Raw genomic sequence first — 16,490 nt, 5'->3', positions numbered from 1 at the left:
TCGGTACCCTGCGACATCGCGAAGCGCGTTAGCCAACTCGATGCAGCTTCATCTATCGCCGGCATTGGTACGTTGACGAGGCGGGTTTCTGAAGAATCAGGACTCATTATCTTTGATCGAATAGGTCGAGCTGGCCGCGGCTATAGCGGCCACCGTTGCTTGGATGAGACCGGTTCGCTGTGAAGTTCAAGAGCAGAGATGCGCTGTTGCGGTCTGAGGTTGAAACACCATTACGTCGAAGCCTTTCCAAGATCGGTGCATGAACACATTCGGACAACCGACGAGCATCTTGTGGTCTGTCGTCGATCGACCACAAACGAGCAAGCCCGCGCTCTACCACCTGAACGAGAAAGTCACATGATAGGTTGCGAATGTCATTTGGGCTCAGAGTTGAAGATGGGTGGTTTCGTATTCCGAATGCGCACACGACTGCGGTGGCGCCGTCGATGGTCAAGTGATCAAGCAGCCGGGGAACAAGACCTTCGGAATCAGCGTCGGTCAGTGTTGGTTGCCTAAGTCGTGTGTCCAGCCATTCGGACCAGGCGATGGCGTGACGATTCCTTCCCGAGAGATTCCCATCGGAGTCCGAGAGGTAGCTTCCGCATGTGCATACGTCGACTGCCGGTCGTCCCCAGGTAATCGTGCGTCCGCAACGGTTACATGTGGCGATCAGACATCGCACGTGAATTGGACAGGCAACCGCCCCTGGGAGAATCCACGCGCGATGGCACCATCTTTTCTCCCGTACGCAATCCGGGCATACCTTCGCACCCATATTGGGTTTCGCGGCCTGCGAGCGAAAAGTGTGACCACAGTATTGGAAGTGCTCCGGGAGCGCCGTAGAGCGGATCATCAACCTGAGAGTGAGCCAGTCTGGTGGTGTCTGTGTGATGAGGGACAGGACGAGGACGTCTTCCGGGGTGAGTGACCGCCAATTCTTGATGCCAAGCTGCTGGCGTCCGGACGTTATACTGAGTCCATTAGCGCAAAACACGCGCAGAATGAAGCCGAGCCCCGATTCCTCCTCGATAGGCTGCAGTTGAATCGGCAGTGGAGCGGGTGGGCTAACCATATGGGTTTGCAGCCTGGTTTCCGGTGCCCGTCACCCTTGAGAACGCGGTGGATAAGTGAGAGCGATCGATTGCTGCACTTTGCGCGTCGACAGCTACAAGCGTGGCCTCAACGAGCAGGCGTCTCAATTGGCGCCTGTTGCCATGCGTTGCGCTGTGGGTTTGCGACTGCAGCTCGGGCGTAGAAAGACAACTTAGGTCAATGGCTTTAGTCTGTCTTGCAAAGGCATTGAGGAAAGCAGCCCAGATTTCATCCTTTCTGAAGTGCTCAAGCACCTCGCGAGTGGTTACCCGGTCGGCCAAAGCGCGATCGACAGCCTCGAGCCCTTGAAACTGAGAGTCGGCCAGCAGGCAAAGACTTGCTCCAGTCTCATCCATCATCTCGGTAAGTAGGTCGGACACGGTTGTTTCATCGACGTCCTTTTTCGAGCGGACGGGTCTGTGGCTCAGACAGTGAGCTTGGTCAAAGAAGATGAGCCGCGTGCCGCGTTGTCGAATGGATTCGAAGCAGAGGTCGCGCATTGCATGAACGTTATTGCGTCTGACGCTAACGAAGGGGTATCGCAAAGCGCGAAGTAGTGCGGAAACGACATGCGTGGTCGTAGGCGAGTTTCTCAAGCGGATCAGCAGGGCTCCGAAGCCTTTTTCAAATAGATCCGACTGTGGAAGAGAACTGATAAAGTACTTGGCGATCGTAGTCTTGGAGGTGCCTGGCGCACCGGTGATCAGGATTCCTTGGGGTGTATTGAGCGCGCGTGAGAGTTGGAAGGCGCGATCGCATGCAGCGAGGCAGATGCCAAACTGCGGAAAGAGGACATACACCTGCTCGACCTGCGCCGCCCTCTGCAGTGCCTCGTTGCTGTATTGCTGCAGTTGGCGCTCCCGCGTAGCACGATCTTCAAGTTCGACAGGATCGATGTCCCCAAAGTCAAAGCGATGGTCAGCAGAGCTCATGCCCCCTCCATGATGAACGCTTCGAAATCCGGAGGCGATCGGTCAGTGGGCTTGTGTCCTTCGTCTTCCTCGACAAGGATTTTTTGTGGATGCTGCGAAGCTGAGCTCGGCTTTGGGTCGAGCACCCGCGCCGAGGTGAGCCCCGCAAACTGGCCGGCGAGCTTTGCGTCAGTTGCGGTCTTGGCGGTAGTGACGTCCATCCAGAACTCGTGCATGCGCATCGCAGAAGTAATGTAGTTCTCCTCTGCGTTCTTCGCTTTCAGCTGCTTGCGGAGGAACTTTCGAATCAAAAGATGTTGATTCCAGCTCAAACCCTGTGTGTACTGTGGCCAACGCGATGGACTGCAAATCCACTCTTTTGTAATCGGGTGCTGTACATAGATCTGATCGATGTCATCGGGATCCCACTTGACGAGTGTCCTGAAGTTTTCACCGACGGCACGGCGCATCGGGGACAGTTCTGCGCTGCCGAATGGAATTCCGCGAATTTCGACACCTCCTTGACTTACGGTGAGTGTCTTCGATATCGCGGTCGCCATACGAACCGCGTCGAAGTTAGGCAGATACGAGGCGGGTGGGCATTTCTCGATGCCGTCGCTCATTAGGTCGAAGGGACGAGCGAGCTTGCGCTCATGTATTCGGAATGGGTGTACGTCAACGAAGTACTGAACCAAACCTTTTACCAGGTTGGAGAAGGTTATCGATGCTGTTGTTCTTGGGTCAAGGTCAATGACATTCGTGATGCGTTTGCGTATGCGCCCTGTAGTGAGGGTCAGATACCCGAGACTCGCAAAGAATCGCTCTATATGCGGTTTTGACCAGGGCGTTCGCACGGCCGCGAAAGTGATGTCCATGCCAATATCGCGACCGATCCGGAAGCAATTGTGCGCATGAAACTCGAGCCCGTTGTCAAGGAGTAATAAGTCAGGAATGCCTGATGCTAGCCAGGGGTGGCTGGTGCCGGAGCTTCTGCAGATCGCGTCTTTGAGCGAAATCGTATTTCTCAGGACGCCGCTTACGCTAGTGAGCCCCGGTCCATAAAATGAAAGGTACAGACCTGTGGGGTAGCCCGTTGCGGCACAGATAGTCGCAGTGAGTAAAGGGCGGCCTAGGGGAATGCCCGTGCGATCGCAGATAACGATCCAGTCTAGCGGCGTGTGATCGACTTCGACTTGCTCAAACGGTAGTTCGGGGTAGTCGTCACCCATCGGGGTCCTGCAGAGCAGCCGAGCACGAGGGGTCCCATAGCGGCGCTTGATGACCTCATATCGATCCAACTCTTGCACCCATCGTCCCAACGTGGAAATGCTTACGGTTGCTTCGTCGGCGTTTAGCTTGTTCTCGTTCACGAGCTTCTTTGCGGCCGTGACAATGCACTGATGAGTGTGCTTCAACGAGTGACGGTTGCGCGTGAGGTATTCGGTGCGGATTTTCTCCCGGATGAGTTCCTCCATGATTGGGGTGATACGCTTCACCTTTCTGCGGCTGTAGTTCCTGCTTGCGAGGGCGCGAACGTTGTTGTTGCTGGCCTCGTACCGGCGTGCCCAGTCGAGTACCGTGCTACTGCTGGGGGGATGCTTGTCTTCAAGCTTATCGGCGACCTTTTTGATCAGTTCAGGAAGGTTTTTTCGGCTGCCGCGAGTAATGCCAGCTTTTCTCATAGCGATTACGTACGCATAGCGGCGATCTATGAGCTTTTGCTGACTTTCGGGAAGGGAGGTTGTGTGTTGCGTGTGCAGTGCAGAGTCGTTGAGACTATTGGCTGCACCGGGCAGCACGACTGAGTAAGTGCCTGCCTCGATTTCCGAAATGAGTTTCCACTTGCGAATTGTGAGTGGGCGACGTGTTTCGACGTCCTCAAGTTGCACTTCTTCGGCTGAGAGCTCGCGGACAAATTCAAAGGTCCGCATCCCACGACGTAGTACCAAACCAACGGCTAAAGAGTATCTCATCGTCATGATCCTCGGGTGCGTAAAGTGAGACGACTGCAGACGGATCCGTCTGCAGTCGTGGACCGGTGAAGAGGGTTCCGTGTGCGACCAGGCTGAGGATCTGGTGGTAAGCGGCACCGGCTTTGCGGGCGACAGTGCCGATGGGTATGCCCGCTTTACGGTTGGCAAGGACGCCCCGGACACGTTCCAGCACTTTCGATGGGACAGACTCTTTTGCGTACCGGGTCAGAAGCTTTGCTCGACGATGCACTCGTTTGTGCTTGAGCTCGAATTCAGTGAGAACAAAGAAGAGATAGCCTCGCGGGCGTAGGAACGCTGCGGCGCGATCAAACTGCTCGGCAACCTCTGGTGTTATGCGTTCGGCGAGTTTGATCTCGATGACGATCTTCAGTCCGCTTACGGGAAATGCGAGCAGAAAATCCGGTGTATAGCCCTTCTCGAATATCTTGATTTTGAAAGGCTGGTGAATGATGAGGGGGTGAGAAGGCAAGAGAGCGGTTCGCCGAATGAAATCCGCTTCCAACCTAGACTCGGCTTCGACGTGCGTACCGAGCAAACCACCGGCACACACGGCGTGGACTGCGTGCGACGGTGAGCGCGTGATGACGCGCCGGTCTGACCTTTCCATGGATAGGGTCTCCGGAACATGGGCAAAGAAAGCCCGTCACCCCTCAGGGAGGGGCTTGACCGGAGAAACCGTGTGGGGAATACTTCAGGTGCCAGCCGTTGTGTATTCACGACGGGACGCCGGTCTTCGCGAAAGTGGGATCGGCGTTTTTATTTCATGGTTCTTCCTCTTGTTGTACAGAGTCCTCTGATTTGGCTGATGCGCTAGGCTTCAAACCCAACGCCACAGCGATTCTGTGTGCTTCTCCTCGACGCGCGCGCAGGCGACCCGCAAGCAATGAATACGTCGTTGCAGCGCTGAATCCGTGCTTGTTGGCCCAATCCGCGATCGTTTCGCCTTCCAGCCAGAATCGTTGGCGGACAGCGGCGAGGTCGTCCTCGCGAATTTGATCAAATTTGGCGGACTTCGCACGGCTCATGGTTGGTATAGTAAACTATGCTTCAGAGGGTGTTCAAGGGTGAGTTGAGAGGTGGCTAAACCGGTCGTTGTTGGTCGCAGGGCACGTGCTCGGCAGGACGTGGGTGCCCGGCTAAGGATGGCGCGCGAATCTCTAGGCCTGACTCAGCAGCAATTTGCAGAAGCGTTTGAGCTGACCAAGCTGTCTGTGCTTCAGTATGAGGCGGGTAGAACTCCGTTGCCGACTGATCTCTTGCCTTGTCTTGAAGAACTCGGCATAGACAGCGCTTGGGTCGCTACTGGCACCCCAACACTCGCGCATCTTCCTACGCGCAAGCGATTCACTTGGGCTCTGCAATGGGTGAAGAGAGAGTCCGCGATTCATGGCCTCACGATTGCGTTGGAGCAGGAGGTCGAGATTGCGTGGTGCATCATGGTCCAGCATCTGCAGCCGGCACAAGCAAACGAGTGTCTGCCTGACGACGAAGTCAGTGCGATCGTTCGAGACTTGATCGCAAACAGGCTTGGGTAGAAAAGTGAAAAGGTCGAACCCGCAGGACCGCGAGGACGATGCCGCCGCCTTGCTGACGATGCTGACGACCGCGTTACTACGTGAGAGGGCCGCTCCGGGGACATCGGGCGAGCCCCCGGTGAGCGGAGGGCTAAACAGCTTGAACGTTGAGAGCCCGTTGGCTCAGCACGTCGTGATTCAGAAGACGCGCGTAAGGCTGTGGGATTGGCTCAATCGGCCTTGGGACGCGAAAGAGGTCGTTGCCTACCAGAAAAGAGGCGGGCTAGCGCCAGACTCCGAGCGTTCTTCACGCGTTGAGCTTCCATCGGTTTTTCGTGCCGCGATGATGATTCGGTATGGCGTAGCCGTGGAGTACTCGACCTTCCGGGCGCTGCAAACGCTCATTGTTGATGGCGTGCTCACGGAGCCGCAACTGAGGAAGCTTCTGCAATATCCTAATGTTTGGTGGGGTACGGCGGTCGAACCCTCCCCGCAGGATGGCCCTTTCACGCAAGTCGTCAAACGCATCTGGAGCATGGGCCGGCCGCCACAGGGCAGGCTGATGGTGATCAGGTTTCATTGGGCAACGCGGCTAATCCTTGGGCTAATGACATCAATCACATTCGCTGCGGTTGCTTTCCTCATTTATGCCGCAGTCGCGAGTTTCATCCTGCATGGACCAACTCAAACCGTAGCAGTATTTCTGTGGGCCATGTGGCAAGTTGCGTTGTTGTCGGCCGGACTGCTGTGGTTTGGTTCGTACGGAGACCGTGCAGCCCGCGCGCTCTCGGAGAAGTTGCCGGATTGCTAGGGTGCTTCACCTTCGTTGCTTGTTGCACCCGTCACCCTGCCCAACGCTGTTGGACCGCCGATCAGCCCCAAGCGCGTGAGCGATCACACCCTCACATACGTCACATTGAATTCCTTGCATTGCCGATGCCGCTGCATGCGGTTGGTGAAGCTGAAGGCATCATTCAGTTCGAAACGCTGAAAAACATCCAGTCCGCGGCTGAGTACGATCTTCCAGCCGTGGTCGGTGGTGATGTCGCGGTCGTGCCTCGTGCCCGTCTTGTCGTATTCCCACGAGAACTGGATGCCGATGCTCGCGCAGGCGTCTGCCATCTTCTGGAAGTTCTCGGTCTGGCGATCGCCGTTGAATTCGTCTTCAACGGTGACGACATGAACCGCAACCTCATCCTCGGCGCCACAGTGCTTGCTGATGGTCTCGAGCAACTCCATCAGATTGCGCTGTTGGTGGAACAGGCGCAGGTAAGGGTCGGTGACGGTGATCCGCGTCGCCCCAGCCAGGTAGGGACCAAATAGCTTGTCGAAGCTTACGCCGCGCTGGTTTTCCTGGAACACGAGGTGCTGTTCCTTGAGCGCGGTTGTGGCTCTTGGAGTTGCGGTGTCTTGTGCGCGTGGTGCTTCGCTTGCCGGTTGTGGCGGGGAGAGGGGCAGAGCGCCTTGAAGTGAAGAGTCCTGAGGCGGTTGCGCAGTCACTGCAGAGTCTGAGGCATCCGCGGAGTTCACAACTCGGTGATAAGCGTTCGGGTACTCCTCTTCCTCGAGGGTTGTGACTAGGTGCTCTGTGTCCTTCGAGTCGAAGTAGGCGAAGCGCACTGCTGGATAGGTCGCATCGATTCGCAGGAGTTGATCCTTGACCCGCTTGCGTCCTTCGATAGCGACACGCAGAACCTCTTCAACCTCAGCGTTCGTGGCCTCTCCATGCGGAAACAGGATCTTCATCAGCCCCGAGAAGGTCTTGTTGATGCCGTCGCGGTCACGCGTGGAGATGTCGTCCGACAGCCGGAACTGAGCCTTGTAGCGATCGGAGAAGTCATGGCTGCGCAGCGAGCGCAGGATCTCAGCCAAGTAGTCGACGACGAAGCCATAGCCGCTGGAGAACATCTCGCCCCGGATCACATCCACCTCCCACCCCGGGATGTAGCTGTGGATCCGGTCGAGGAAGGCCGAGTCATGGAACTTGTCGGGCAATGGGTCGAACAGATCCGAATGCTTGAGCATGTAGGGCACCGTATGGTCGGTGTTGCCCACGAACACCATGCTGGCCTCCGCGCCGAGTGTTTCTACCCCGCGCGAGAAGGACTTGTTGGCCATGTAGTTCTTCATGATGTCCACCAGTGCCTTGTCCACGCGCTTCTGCTTGCCGGCGAACTCATCGAAGGCCACCACATCCCAATACCCCACTAGTCCGAGTTTGCCCGTGCCGTTGTGTACGAACAGCTTGGGCACGGTCACCTCGCCCCCCGAGATCAGGATGCCGTGCGGTGAGAACTCGGAATAGATGTGCGACTTGCCGGTCCCCTTCGGGCCCAGTTCGATCAGGTTGTAGTTGCGCTCGCAGAACGGGATCAGGCGTACCAGCTGGCTGAGCTTGTTGCGCTTGCCGAACATCTGCGGATTGAAGCCCACGCTCTGGATCAGCAGGTCGATCCACTCCTCGGTCGAGAACTGCTTTCGCGCCTCCACATAGCCGTCGAAGTCGAAATGCGAGAGCTGGATCGGCTTTATCGAGGCCAGCACCCACGGCGTGGCCGCCTTGTCCTCGGTGAACAGGTACTCCACATCGGCAATGCACCACACTCCGCCCACCAGCAGCTTGGGGTGCGCCTTTACCGTGGCCGAGTCGATGATCACCTTCTTGATGCCGAGGTTTGCGAACTCGGCCTCGTAGGCATCCGACTTGTCGTTCAGCGCCACGCTGATGCGGTCGATGACCTTGTGCCGCCCCTTTTCCCGGATCGTCGAGCGCACCAGGCCGGCTTCGTTGCGGTGCACATAGTGCTTGCGCAGGATCTCGCGGACCGTGTCGATGCCGGTCTCGATCGTCGCCTCGTCGCTGGTGGCGCAGTACTGGCCCAGAAGGTATTCCAGAACGTAGGTCGGGACGATCGCGTTGCCTTTGACCGTCTTGACCAAGTCCTTGCGAACCACCAGGCCGGCAAAGTGCTGATTGATCTTGTCGTCGAGCGGGCTCATCAGGGTGGTCTCGGGCTGAAGCTGTGGCATGGTCAAAAATCGAATTCGCTGGTGAACGAGCGCCGGATCGTATAGCGCGTTGCCTGATAGAGGGTGTAGTGCGAGGTGCCGTCCACCGGCTCCTCGAGACGCAGCTCGACCTGCTGGTTGTTGCAGCCGTCCGCCTTGCGGCTCAGGATGAAACGCACCGCCAGCTCACGTTCGCGAGGGTTGTCGGAAGCCATGTCGAAGGTCAGCTCGTGCGTGTCCGAGATCATCTCACCCGTCAGCGTGTACAGCCCCACGCGCAACTGCCGCGGCTGCCGCTTCTCGGTCACCGGTTCGGTCTGGTACAGGATGACTGCCAGTTGTCCGGTGGTGATGGTCTTGCCGCCGCCGCCGATCAGCTCGACCCCGACCCGGCCGACGTCACTCTGGCGCTTCTTGTTGATGCTGATGACGGGAATCACCACCTCCTGCAGGGTGGCGCCGCCATGCACGAAGCGACTGCCCGAGCCTTTCAGGCGCAGGCGGTTGATGGATTTCGGGATCTGGATCTGAAGAGTGCCGGTCAGACCCAGTTGATCGGGCTGCCAGGTCTTGAAGCTGCTGTTGTCGCGCAGACCGCGTCCGAGCACAAAGCGGCGGTCGGTGTAGAGGATCTCCGTGCCCTCCGGCTCACTGCTGACGAAGTCGCTGTCTTCCAGCGCATGGTTCTGGTAGATGAATCCATGGTCTGCCGTCACCAACAAGTTGCTCGCATTGGCATTGGCCAGCTTCTTGATCACGCGCAACAGTTCGTCCAGCGTGTCTTCCGCAGCGTCGAAGACGCGTTCCTCGGTGTCTCGCGTGTCTCCGGTCTTGTCGATCAGGTTGTGATAGACATAGACGACGTCGTGGTCGCGGATCAGCGCCCGTGAGTCGTCCTTGCTCATGCTCAGTACGTCCTTCGCCAACACCACCGTGGACGCGCTCACCGCCTGTGCGAGGATCTTTGCACGGTTGGCCGAGCCGGTTGCGCTCGCGCCATCCACCAGGGTCTCGCCACTGCCATCCTCGGCCAGTGCCAGGGTTTTGTGCGGCAGCAGCGCGGCCATGCCCAGCTGGGTGTAGCTCGGCAAACAGGCCAGCGCCGGCACCAGTTCCGCCTCGAAGCGGTCTTCACGGCGGATCAGGCTCTGCAGCTCTTCCCCCACCTCGTAGCGGAAGGCGTCCGAGATCAGCACGCAGATTTTGGTGTTGCGCTCGAGATACGGACGCACGAAGCGCGCAAAGAACTGGGCTTGGCCGATCACGGGCGCAGCCTCCCAGCGCTGGCAGGCATCCACGAACTGCTGCCAGCGCACATTCAGGCGCGACAGATAGTTGTTGGTGTAGAGGTTTTCTACCTGTTGGCTCAGCGCCTGCAGCAGCGAGGCCTGGCCCGACTGCCGTGCATGGTGGATGAACTTGCGGTAACGCTGGTCCAGTCGGAACCAGGTCTTCGCATATTTGCGCACCCCATCCACCAGCGAGTCCATCTCGAGCTGCGTCAGTTCGAGCTGCTGGATGAACTGGGCACCGTGTTCGATGGCGAGATAGACGTCCTTGTAGCGCCCGAACCAGTGCCCCTGGCGACGCTGTCGGACCCATTGCTCCACCTCCGTGGCCGACACAGTGCGTGCAACGACATCGCGCACCAAGGCGCTCAGGATCCTGCGGTCGATGGACTCGAACTCGTCCAGCTCCATCAAACCGCGGTAGTCCAGCGGCTGGAGCTTGTCGTCGATCTGCAGAATGCCCGCGCACTGCGCCGACAGGTGCTCGAAGGCTTCGGCGTGGGCTCGGCTGTCCTTCCAGCGCTTGATGAACACCTTCGCCTCGGATGACAGGCACGGCTTGAAATCGGGATCCACTTCCGACAGGAAGCAGCTCTTGAACAGCTCGATCACAAAGTCCTGCAGCCCCGGCTGCTGGCTGTCGTAGCCATACGCGCGCTTGACCTGCTCCCAGAAGTACGCGCCCAGCCCGCTGCGCTCGATCAGCTTGATCCGCGCGTCGGTGTCGCTCGCCAGATCACCCAGCAGAGCCTCCAGCATCACATCGAGCCGCGCTTCACTTCCCACGCACACAGCCAGCATTTTCTGGCGCAGGGCGTGCTGGCTGTCGCCTGCCTCCAGCAACTCCTTCAGCTTGTCGCGCCGCTTGCTGGCCTCGAAGAAGGCCGCATGTGCTTCCAGCAGCGGATAGGCATCTGGCCCTAGCTCCAGCTCGGCCAGCCACAGCGCCACTTGGTCGGTACGGAAGGTGCTGCCACTGGCCAACTGCACATCGAGCAGCCAGTTCTCGAGATGCGCAGGCTCGGGGCCGTCCCGGTAGAGCAGGAACTTCTGCTCCGGCAACGCGCGCAGCACGCGGTGCTTTACGCCGAACTCGTTGTTGGCGAGTTCGATCTTCTCTACGCCGGGTAGCTCAAGCGCCTCGAAGTCCGCGCGAAGCTCGTGCTGAGTGTCGTACCAGAACACGATGCGCTGCTTGTCGAACAGGTTGCTCAGCGCCTGTTTGATCTTGGGGTTGGTCATCCGCTTCAGGCCCCGAAATCGATGCGCCAGATCGCAGTGGCGGCCTTGGCGAGTTGGGTTTGACGCGCGATGACTTTCGCTTCGGTCCACTCGTCATAGTGGGTTGCAACCGCCCGCGTGATCTGAAAATCGCTGTTTTCATACGCCTGGCGCTTTTGCTCGTAAGGCAGATTGCCGATATCCCGATTGACCGTCGTTTCAAGCGGGGTCATGTTGCCAAGGCGGTAAGTCAGCCGATCCTGCTTCGACTCTTCGATATGACTCCAAGCGTCGGAAGGGCTCTCCGGCAGAATGTGCTCCAGGTTGTAGGTGGCACTCTCGAAGTCCAGCGATTGCCCCGACATATGGTGCTCAATCTCGAACAGGACGTAGCGCACGACCTTGCGGTTGCGTGAGTTGGTGGTGCGGAGCTCCTTTTCGCAGAACGCCGTCTTGAACCGATTGTCGTCTGGGTAGATCTCGTGAAGCGCCTCGAGAATTTCCTGCAAACGGGTCAGTCGTCCCTCGGAAATCTTGCGAGCCGCCTCGTTGTACACGCGTTCCTGGTCGTGGGTCTGCAGGTTACAGATGACGTTATAGCGAAACGAAATGACCGCCACTGCACGCAGCGTGCGGGTAAAAGTCTCGCGCTGATCGTGTGCGAACTTCTCGTGGCATGCCAGCAGCAGAGCAAGGGGTTGACGCACATTGAACATCAACAACTGCTGTAGCGCCTTGCGTTCGTCTATCTCCCAGAATCCGTCCTGCGGATCGCGCAGGGCCGCGTAGATTTCTGCGCTCCTGTCGAGACCACGTAGCAAGGCAAAGGCCTTTTCCCGGTCGTTGATCCGCTTGCGGATCGTCTTGAACAGATCGCTCTTGCGCACCAGCGTGTGGCGGCTATTCCAGTACACCCGCAAGAACTCCGGGAAGCTCTCGCTTCCGAGCATGCCGACGATCCGCTCCCAGCGCTCTTCCAGTGCAGTCAGCTCATTTTCATGGGCGTCGCCTCCCGCGCTGATGACCGAGAACAGGTAGTTCTTCAGCAGATCGGTTGCGGACAGTCGCACCCCCCGGGCATTGAGCGTCTCGAACACCTTGAAGGCGTTGAGCTCATCCGTGACGGTAATGACCGTGAAGAACAGCTTGTCGACCAGCGTGTCGAGAAAGGCCGCGAGTTTCTCCCCACTGTCGGGGTGCTGGCCGACGCGGATCCGCAGCCGTTCCTTGAACCAGATGAAGGCCTTGCGCAACTGATGCTCGGAGGCGTTCAGCCCTCGTTGCGGTAGGCTCTCCAGCGGTACCAGGTAGGTCTGGAAGAAGCGGTTGTTGTGCCGGTTTAACTCGAGCTTCGGACGCGGCACCAGCGAGACCGGGTCCAGATAACCGATATAGCTGTTCTGCAGGGCGTCCCGGCGACGTTGGTTGTTCTGTGCATCCACACCCGCGTGGACCAGGTCTTTCAGGTGGCCCAGGGCAGCCAGAATCATCACGCTCAGGGTTGTGATGCGCTGCTGCCCATCGATGATGTCGAAGCGTTTGCTGTCGGAGCTCTGCAATACCAGATAGCCCATGTAGTGCGCGGGCTCGCCGTCCTCCTCGAACAGTCCCAGCATGTCCTGCCACAGGTCATCCCATTCGTCGTCCGTCCAGGAGTAGTCGCGCTGAAACGGTGGGACACGATAGCTCAGTCCGTTTCCGAGCAGCTGCCTGAAGGTCTGATTGGAAGTATTGAAGTTCATCGACATGTTCAGGCCCTCGTCTGCAGCGTTTCGATGAATCGCCTTGCCCAAGGAGAGGACTCCTTAACCTTGGCCGGATTGATCAAGGCCAGCAGCTTGAACGAATGTTCACCCTTGCCGTAGGCGCTCTTCGTTTTGCAGTCACGGGTCGCCGTTGCCAGAGCGCCGTAGATCTGCTGCTTCCCGATGCTCTCGATCCCGTTGGGCGTGCTGGGTAGAGCGTTTTCCTTGAAGCCTTGGCCGAAAAATTTCTTCAGGGTCTCACGGTCTGCTATCAGCCAAGCTTCCATGCATTGGACCATCAGGTGGCATTGCAGGTCTTCACTGGCGGCAGGCTTATCCCAGTCGTCACCTTTCCGCTGCTTCAGATGTAGCCAGGGCTGCCAGCGCTTGCGGTCCTCCGGTTGGCTTGCATCCCCAGGCTGTGCTGCTGCCAGCATGGGCGCCTCGCTGTCCACCAACAGCATGGCTGATTCACCACTCCGCAGGGCCGTGCAGAACGAGTCGTATGCGTCGGCGCGGCTGCCACAGGCCACCACGCGCGGCATACGCCCGGCCAAGCCAGCCTTGCCCAGAAACTTGGAAAACCCCTCGCGGCAGGCGCTTTTCAGTATGGCGGCATCCCCGCCGCCCTCCACATAGAGCTTCACCACCGAGTGCCTCCAATTTCACCCCGCGTCCACAGTTGCCCCAGGCGGTACTTCTCCAGCCAAGGCTTCAGCTTTTCGGCATCCAGGCGGGTTAGCGTCGTCCCCATGTCGGTTTTTTCAGCGACCAGAACCGAGTCCGGCTGGTCGCTCATTGCATCCACCAGTACGTCGGAATGCGTGGTCACGATCAATTGGGTGCGAGTAGCCGCCTCCTTCAGCAGATCCGCGAGTGTTGGCAGCACGTCGGGGTGCAAGCCCAGTTCCGGCTCCTCGATGCATACCAAGGGCGGCGGATTGGGGTGGCAAAGCACCGCTAGCAGACACAGGTAACGCAGGGTGCCGTCCGACAGGCGCGTGGCGGGGATGGTGACGCGCCCTTCGTGAAAGAACACCTGCACCGTGCCGCCCTCGATCTGCACGTCGTAATCGTCGATGCCGTCGTACAAGGCTTGCAGCGCCTCTAGCAGGCGCTGCTTGACGACGGGGTCACGGCGCAGGCGGTTCAGCACAAGGCCCAGGTTGCTGCCGTCGGGTTCGAGGTGCTCGTTGGGCAGGTCGGCCTTCTGTGGCAGACGCGGTGAGGTGTAGCGGCCAAAGCTCCATTCACGGTACAGGCGGATCTTGCTCAGGACCTGGCCCAGATAGGTCACTTCCGGGTACTGATCGGGGTCGCGGCGTTGGGCGAGGATGGATTTTTCCAGATCCACGTCCTCCTGCTGCAGGGCACGCTTCTGATCTTTCACATTCAAAACTGGTCGTCCGCTATTGAAGTGATAGTAAAAATAGGCCTGAGGGTGCTTCTTACTGGCTGGACTCTCATTTTCTATGCGCTCGTCCACGATCTGGAAGCGTTGCCCGACTTCAGTAAATTCCAGGCAGTAGCGCAGAGGCTGAGGTCCCTTGGGGTTGCTCAGCACCACGTTCAGGGCCGCCACGGGCGTGCCGCTGCCTCCCTTGTACAGCCAGTCGCGCACCCCGCCGCCTTCGCGAATCGGTTTGAGCAACTGATCGGGGGCACTTTGTAGCAGCGCGACAGACTCGAGCAGGTTGGATTTACCCGCGCCATTGGGCCCGATGATCACGTTCAGTGGCCTCAGCGGAACTGCTTCTGAGGAAGCCCCGAAGCTGAGGAATTGGTTCAGCTTGATCGAATGAATCAGCATCGCTTTCTCCTGGCCTCCATCAGTCCTCGTCCTTCGCTTCCAGCCCCGCAATCTTCTTCAGCGCAGCGCCAAACTTGAGGTAATTCACCTTCACCCCATCGTCCAGGTCGATCTGCACCTGCTCGGTGGCCAGCGGGTAGAGCGTGTCGCGCTCGTAGTCCTCCAACTCGGTCAGCACCCTGGCCAGCCGATCCACTTCCTTGATGGCCTTGGTCTTCTCGCCCTGGCTGCTGGCGGGGTTGATGCTGACGGCGGCCTGGCGCTCTTTCTCGGTGGTGAGCTTCTCGCGGTAGTCGCGCAGGTACTTGAGCACCACGCTCACCGTGTCAGGGCGGTAGCGGTGCATGTAGATCAGCGCGTTGAAGCTGCCCTTGGGGCTACTGAACAACCAGTAGATCGGGCGCTTCTTGTAGCGCTTCACATGGTCGGCATAGAACTCGCCCAGGAAAAAATCGCGCAGGCCGTAGTTGCGCTTGCCCTTGATGTTCAGCGTTTGCTCGATGAAGGCCAGGTTGTCCTCGTAATGCGCGTCGCCAAAGGCCACGCGCAGGAACTGGCGGAAGCGCAGGGTGATGTCGTCCGGGAACCAGTCGCCGTCGAGCAGCGGGATCACGTTGTCGTCATCGGCCGGGAAGCGCGGTTGTGGCACCTGGGCCAGATAGTCGGCCAGCGTCTCGCCCTGGTTGGCTAGGATCAGCCCCGGCTTGTCGAGGCTGTAGCGCCCGAACATGCAGCCCACGGCGTAGCTCACCAGTTCGCGCAGGGTGTCGGCCAGTAGCAAGGCTTCTAATTCGCCTTCGCTTCTGTCGCTGCCGTAGCGGTAGTGCGGGTTGCAGGTGAGCGTGATTTCGTTCAGCGGGACTTCGGGCGTCAGCTCGTCCTGCAGACCGTAGGCGTCGATAAAGATGCGGTTGTTCTCTTCCTCAAGGCGCTGCATTTCCTCCGTCATCTCGTGCCAATGGGAGCGGAGCCTGCGGTAGCTAGCCTTGAGCGCAGATTGGCGGTGGTCGGGATGCAGGAGCGGGAGGCTGGTGAAGTCCCAAGAGGTTTCATAGAAATCCCAATCCTCCTTGCTTATCTTTAGCAGCGCCTTTGCTGTTAGACGAGTGCTTTCCGAGATATAGCTTGGGGCCAATGTGAGCTTTCGGAAGTCTCCGGATTGAAAATGCAACGTTGGGTTGAGAATCTTCGACCAAGAGTCAGCAAATTTTGTATTCAATAATGCCAATCCAATATAGGTAAGGCTTGAATCATTGAAAAATGCTGACGGGCCTGATGCATCAAACAGAAACCCCTCAGGAAGAATTCTTCCTGACAGCTTTCCGCTGGTTATGTCCGACCAAGTTATTCCTTTACTGAAGTAGAACTCTTCCCCTCGCGCACAAAAGTTCTTCTCAGATTTGATCGACTCGCCATCGTTTTCCCAGTTAACCAAGAAATCAAAGTTTCCATACCAACGCCTAAATTGGCCGCCCTTGTTATATGGGTACCAGCGGATGTTTACCTTGCTCGCCGAGACCTCACTCCATAGGCGCACGTACTTCGCATTGTTACCTGTCTGAACACCATTGGATGAAACAGCAAACGTCGAAAGCTGAGGGTATTTTTCGAAGCAATCAAACTGCCTGCTGCTAACCCAATAACCAATTGGACTGCCTGGAATCTTCTTAAAGTCCACAGCTGCGGCGCGAAAGAAATACTTGTCCATGCGCTGGTCGCTGCTGTTGTTCTGATTCTCACTCATTCGTTTTCTCCCGCCGGCAATGCCTTGCGGCCAAAATCAATTTCAAATCCATCCGGCACCGGCTTGAACGGTTTGGCAGGTGAGCAGTGGCTGCTCTCGAATTGGCGCAGCGGCTGCACGTAGATCTCGCCCGTCATGCAGTAGTCGGTGATGCCGCTCTT

General features: G+C 58.2%; 14 protein-coding genes. 3 read left to right on the top strand and 11 right to left on the bottom strand.

Annotated features, from left to right (window positions below; all coding sequences use genetic code 11):
• Positions 1-183, top strand: a 183-nt coding sequence (locus TBU01S_RS24610) for a hypothetical protein (protein ID WP_217999675.1), incomplete at its 5' end; no start/stop codon positions are given.
• Here TBU01S_RS24610 and TBU01S_RS25190 read toward each other — a convergent pair.
• From TBU01S_RS25190 to TBU01S_RS23405, 5 genes are all read right to left on the bottom strand, one after another.
• On the bottom strand, positions 107-1,072 hold the full coding sequence (locus TBU01S_RS25190; RefSeq protein ID WP_083953775.1) for a TniQ family protein: 966 nt from the start codon (positions 1,070-1,072) through the stop codon (positions 107-109). The two genes, TBU01S_RS24610 and TBU01S_RS25190, sit on opposite strands and share 77 nt — an antisense overlap.
• Positions 1,065-2,024, bottom strand: a complete 960-nt coding sequence (locus TBU01S_RS21070; RefSeq protein ID WP_068639463.1) for an AAA family ATPase — start codon at positions 2,022-2,024, stop codon at positions 1,065-1,067. Before TBU01S_RS21070 ends, TBU01S_RS25190 begins: the two co-directional genes overlap by 8 nt.
• Positions 2,021-3,982 carry a TnsB C-terminal domain-containing protein gene (locus TBU01S_RS21065; protein WP_083953774.1) on the bottom strand — a complete coding sequence of 654 codons (1,962 nt, stop codon included), beginning with the start codon at positions 3,980-3,982 and terminating at the stop codon, positions 2,021-2,023. The genes TBU01S_RS21070 and TBU01S_RS21065 overlap by 4 nt, the downstream gene beginning before the upstream one ends.
• The gene (locus TBU01S_RS24175) at positions 3,921-4,604 is read right to left on the bottom strand and encodes a hypothetical protein (RefSeq protein ID WP_068639460.1); all 684 of its coding nucleotides are present in this window, start codon (positions 4,602-4,604) and stop codon (positions 3,921-3,923) included. The genes TBU01S_RS21065 and TBU01S_RS24175 overlap by 62 nt, the downstream gene beginning before the upstream one ends.
• A 154-nt stretch (positions 4,605-4,758) precedes the next feature.
• Positions 4,759-5,022 carry a helix-turn-helix domain-containing protein gene (locus TBU01S_RS23405; protein ID WP_083953772.1) on the bottom strand — a complete coding sequence of 88 codons (264 nt, stop codon included), beginning with the start codon at positions 5,020-5,022 and terminating at the stop codon, positions 4,759-4,761.
• A gap of 51 nt (positions 5,023-5,073) precedes the next feature.
• Here TBU01S_RS23405 and TBU01S_RS25185 point away from each other — a divergent pair, with 51 nt between their 5' ends.
• Together TBU01S_RS25185 and TBU01S_RS21045 are read left to right on the top strand one after the other, a co-directional pair.
• Positions 5,074-5,532: a helix-turn-helix domain-containing protein gene (locus TBU01S_RS25185; protein ID WP_157659240.1), complete on the top strand. Its 459-nt coding sequence runs from the start codon at positions 5,074-5,076 to the stop codon at positions 5,530-5,532.
• Positions 5,533-5,671: 139 nt separating this feature from the next.
• Positions 5,672-6,322, top strand: coding sequence for a hypothetical protein (locus tag TBU01S_RS21045; protein WP_157659239.1), 651 nt, complete (start codon positions 5,672-5,674; stop codon positions 6,320-6,322).
• Between the two features lie 83 nt (positions 6,323-6,405).
• Here TBU01S_RS21045 and brxL read toward each other — a convergent pair whose 3' ends face one another.
• From brxL to pglX, 6 genes are read right to left on the bottom strand one after another with little or no spacing between them, the layout of a single operon-like run.
• On the bottom strand, positions 6,406-8,541 hold the full coding sequence (gene brxL, locus TBU01S_RS21040; RefSeq protein ID WP_217999674.1) for a BREX system Lon protease-like protein BrxL: 2,136 nt from the start codon (positions 8,539-8,541) through the stop codon (positions 6,406-6,408).
• Between the two features lie 2 nt (positions 8,542-8,543).
• Positions 8,544-11,051 carry a BREX-1 system phosphatase PglZ type A gene (pglZ, locus tag TBU01S_RS21035; protein ID WP_068639457.1) on the bottom strand — a complete coding sequence of 836 codons (2,508 nt, stop codon included), beginning with the start codon at positions 11,049-11,051 and terminating at the stop codon, positions 8,544-8,546.
• A gap of 5 nt (positions 11,052-11,056) precedes the next feature.
• Positions 11,057-12,823 (bottom strand): DUF262 domain-containing protein, encoded by a 1,767-nt coding sequence (locus TBU01S_RS21030; protein ID WP_217999673.1) that lies wholly within the window; start codon positions 12,821-12,823, stop codon positions 11,057-11,059.
• Positions 12,781-13,425, bottom strand: a complete 645-nt coding sequence (locus tag TBU01S_RS21025; RefSeq protein ID WP_068639455.1) for a DUF4276 family protein — start codon at positions 13,423-13,425, stop codon at positions 12,781-12,783. The genes TBU01S_RS21030 and TBU01S_RS21025 overlap by 43 nt, the downstream gene beginning before the upstream one ends.
• On the bottom strand, positions 13,419-14,585 hold the full coding sequence (locus TBU01S_RS21020; RefSeq protein WP_068639454.1) for an AAA family ATPase: 1,167 nt from the start codon (positions 14,583-14,585) through the stop codon (positions 13,419-13,421). The genes TBU01S_RS21025 and TBU01S_RS21020 overlap by 7 nt, the downstream gene beginning before the upstream one ends.
• Before the next feature lie 19 nt (positions 14,586-14,604).
• The gene (pglX, locus tag TBU01S_RS24170) at positions 14,605-16,329 is read right to left on the bottom strand and encodes a BREX-1 system adenine-specific DNA-methyltransferase PglX (RefSeq protein ID WP_083953771.1); all 1,725 of its coding nucleotides are present in this window, start codon (positions 16,327-16,329) and stop codon (positions 14,605-14,607) included.
• Positions 16,330-16,490: the final 161 nt, after the last annotated feature.

This window comes from Thauera butanivorans NBRC 103042, assembly GCF_001591165.1.
GTDB lineage: Bacteria > Pseudomonadota > Gammaproteobacteria > Burkholderiales > Rhodocyclaceae > Thauera > Thauera butanivorans.
This window is presented reverse-complemented; position numbering and strand designations above follow the sequence as displayed.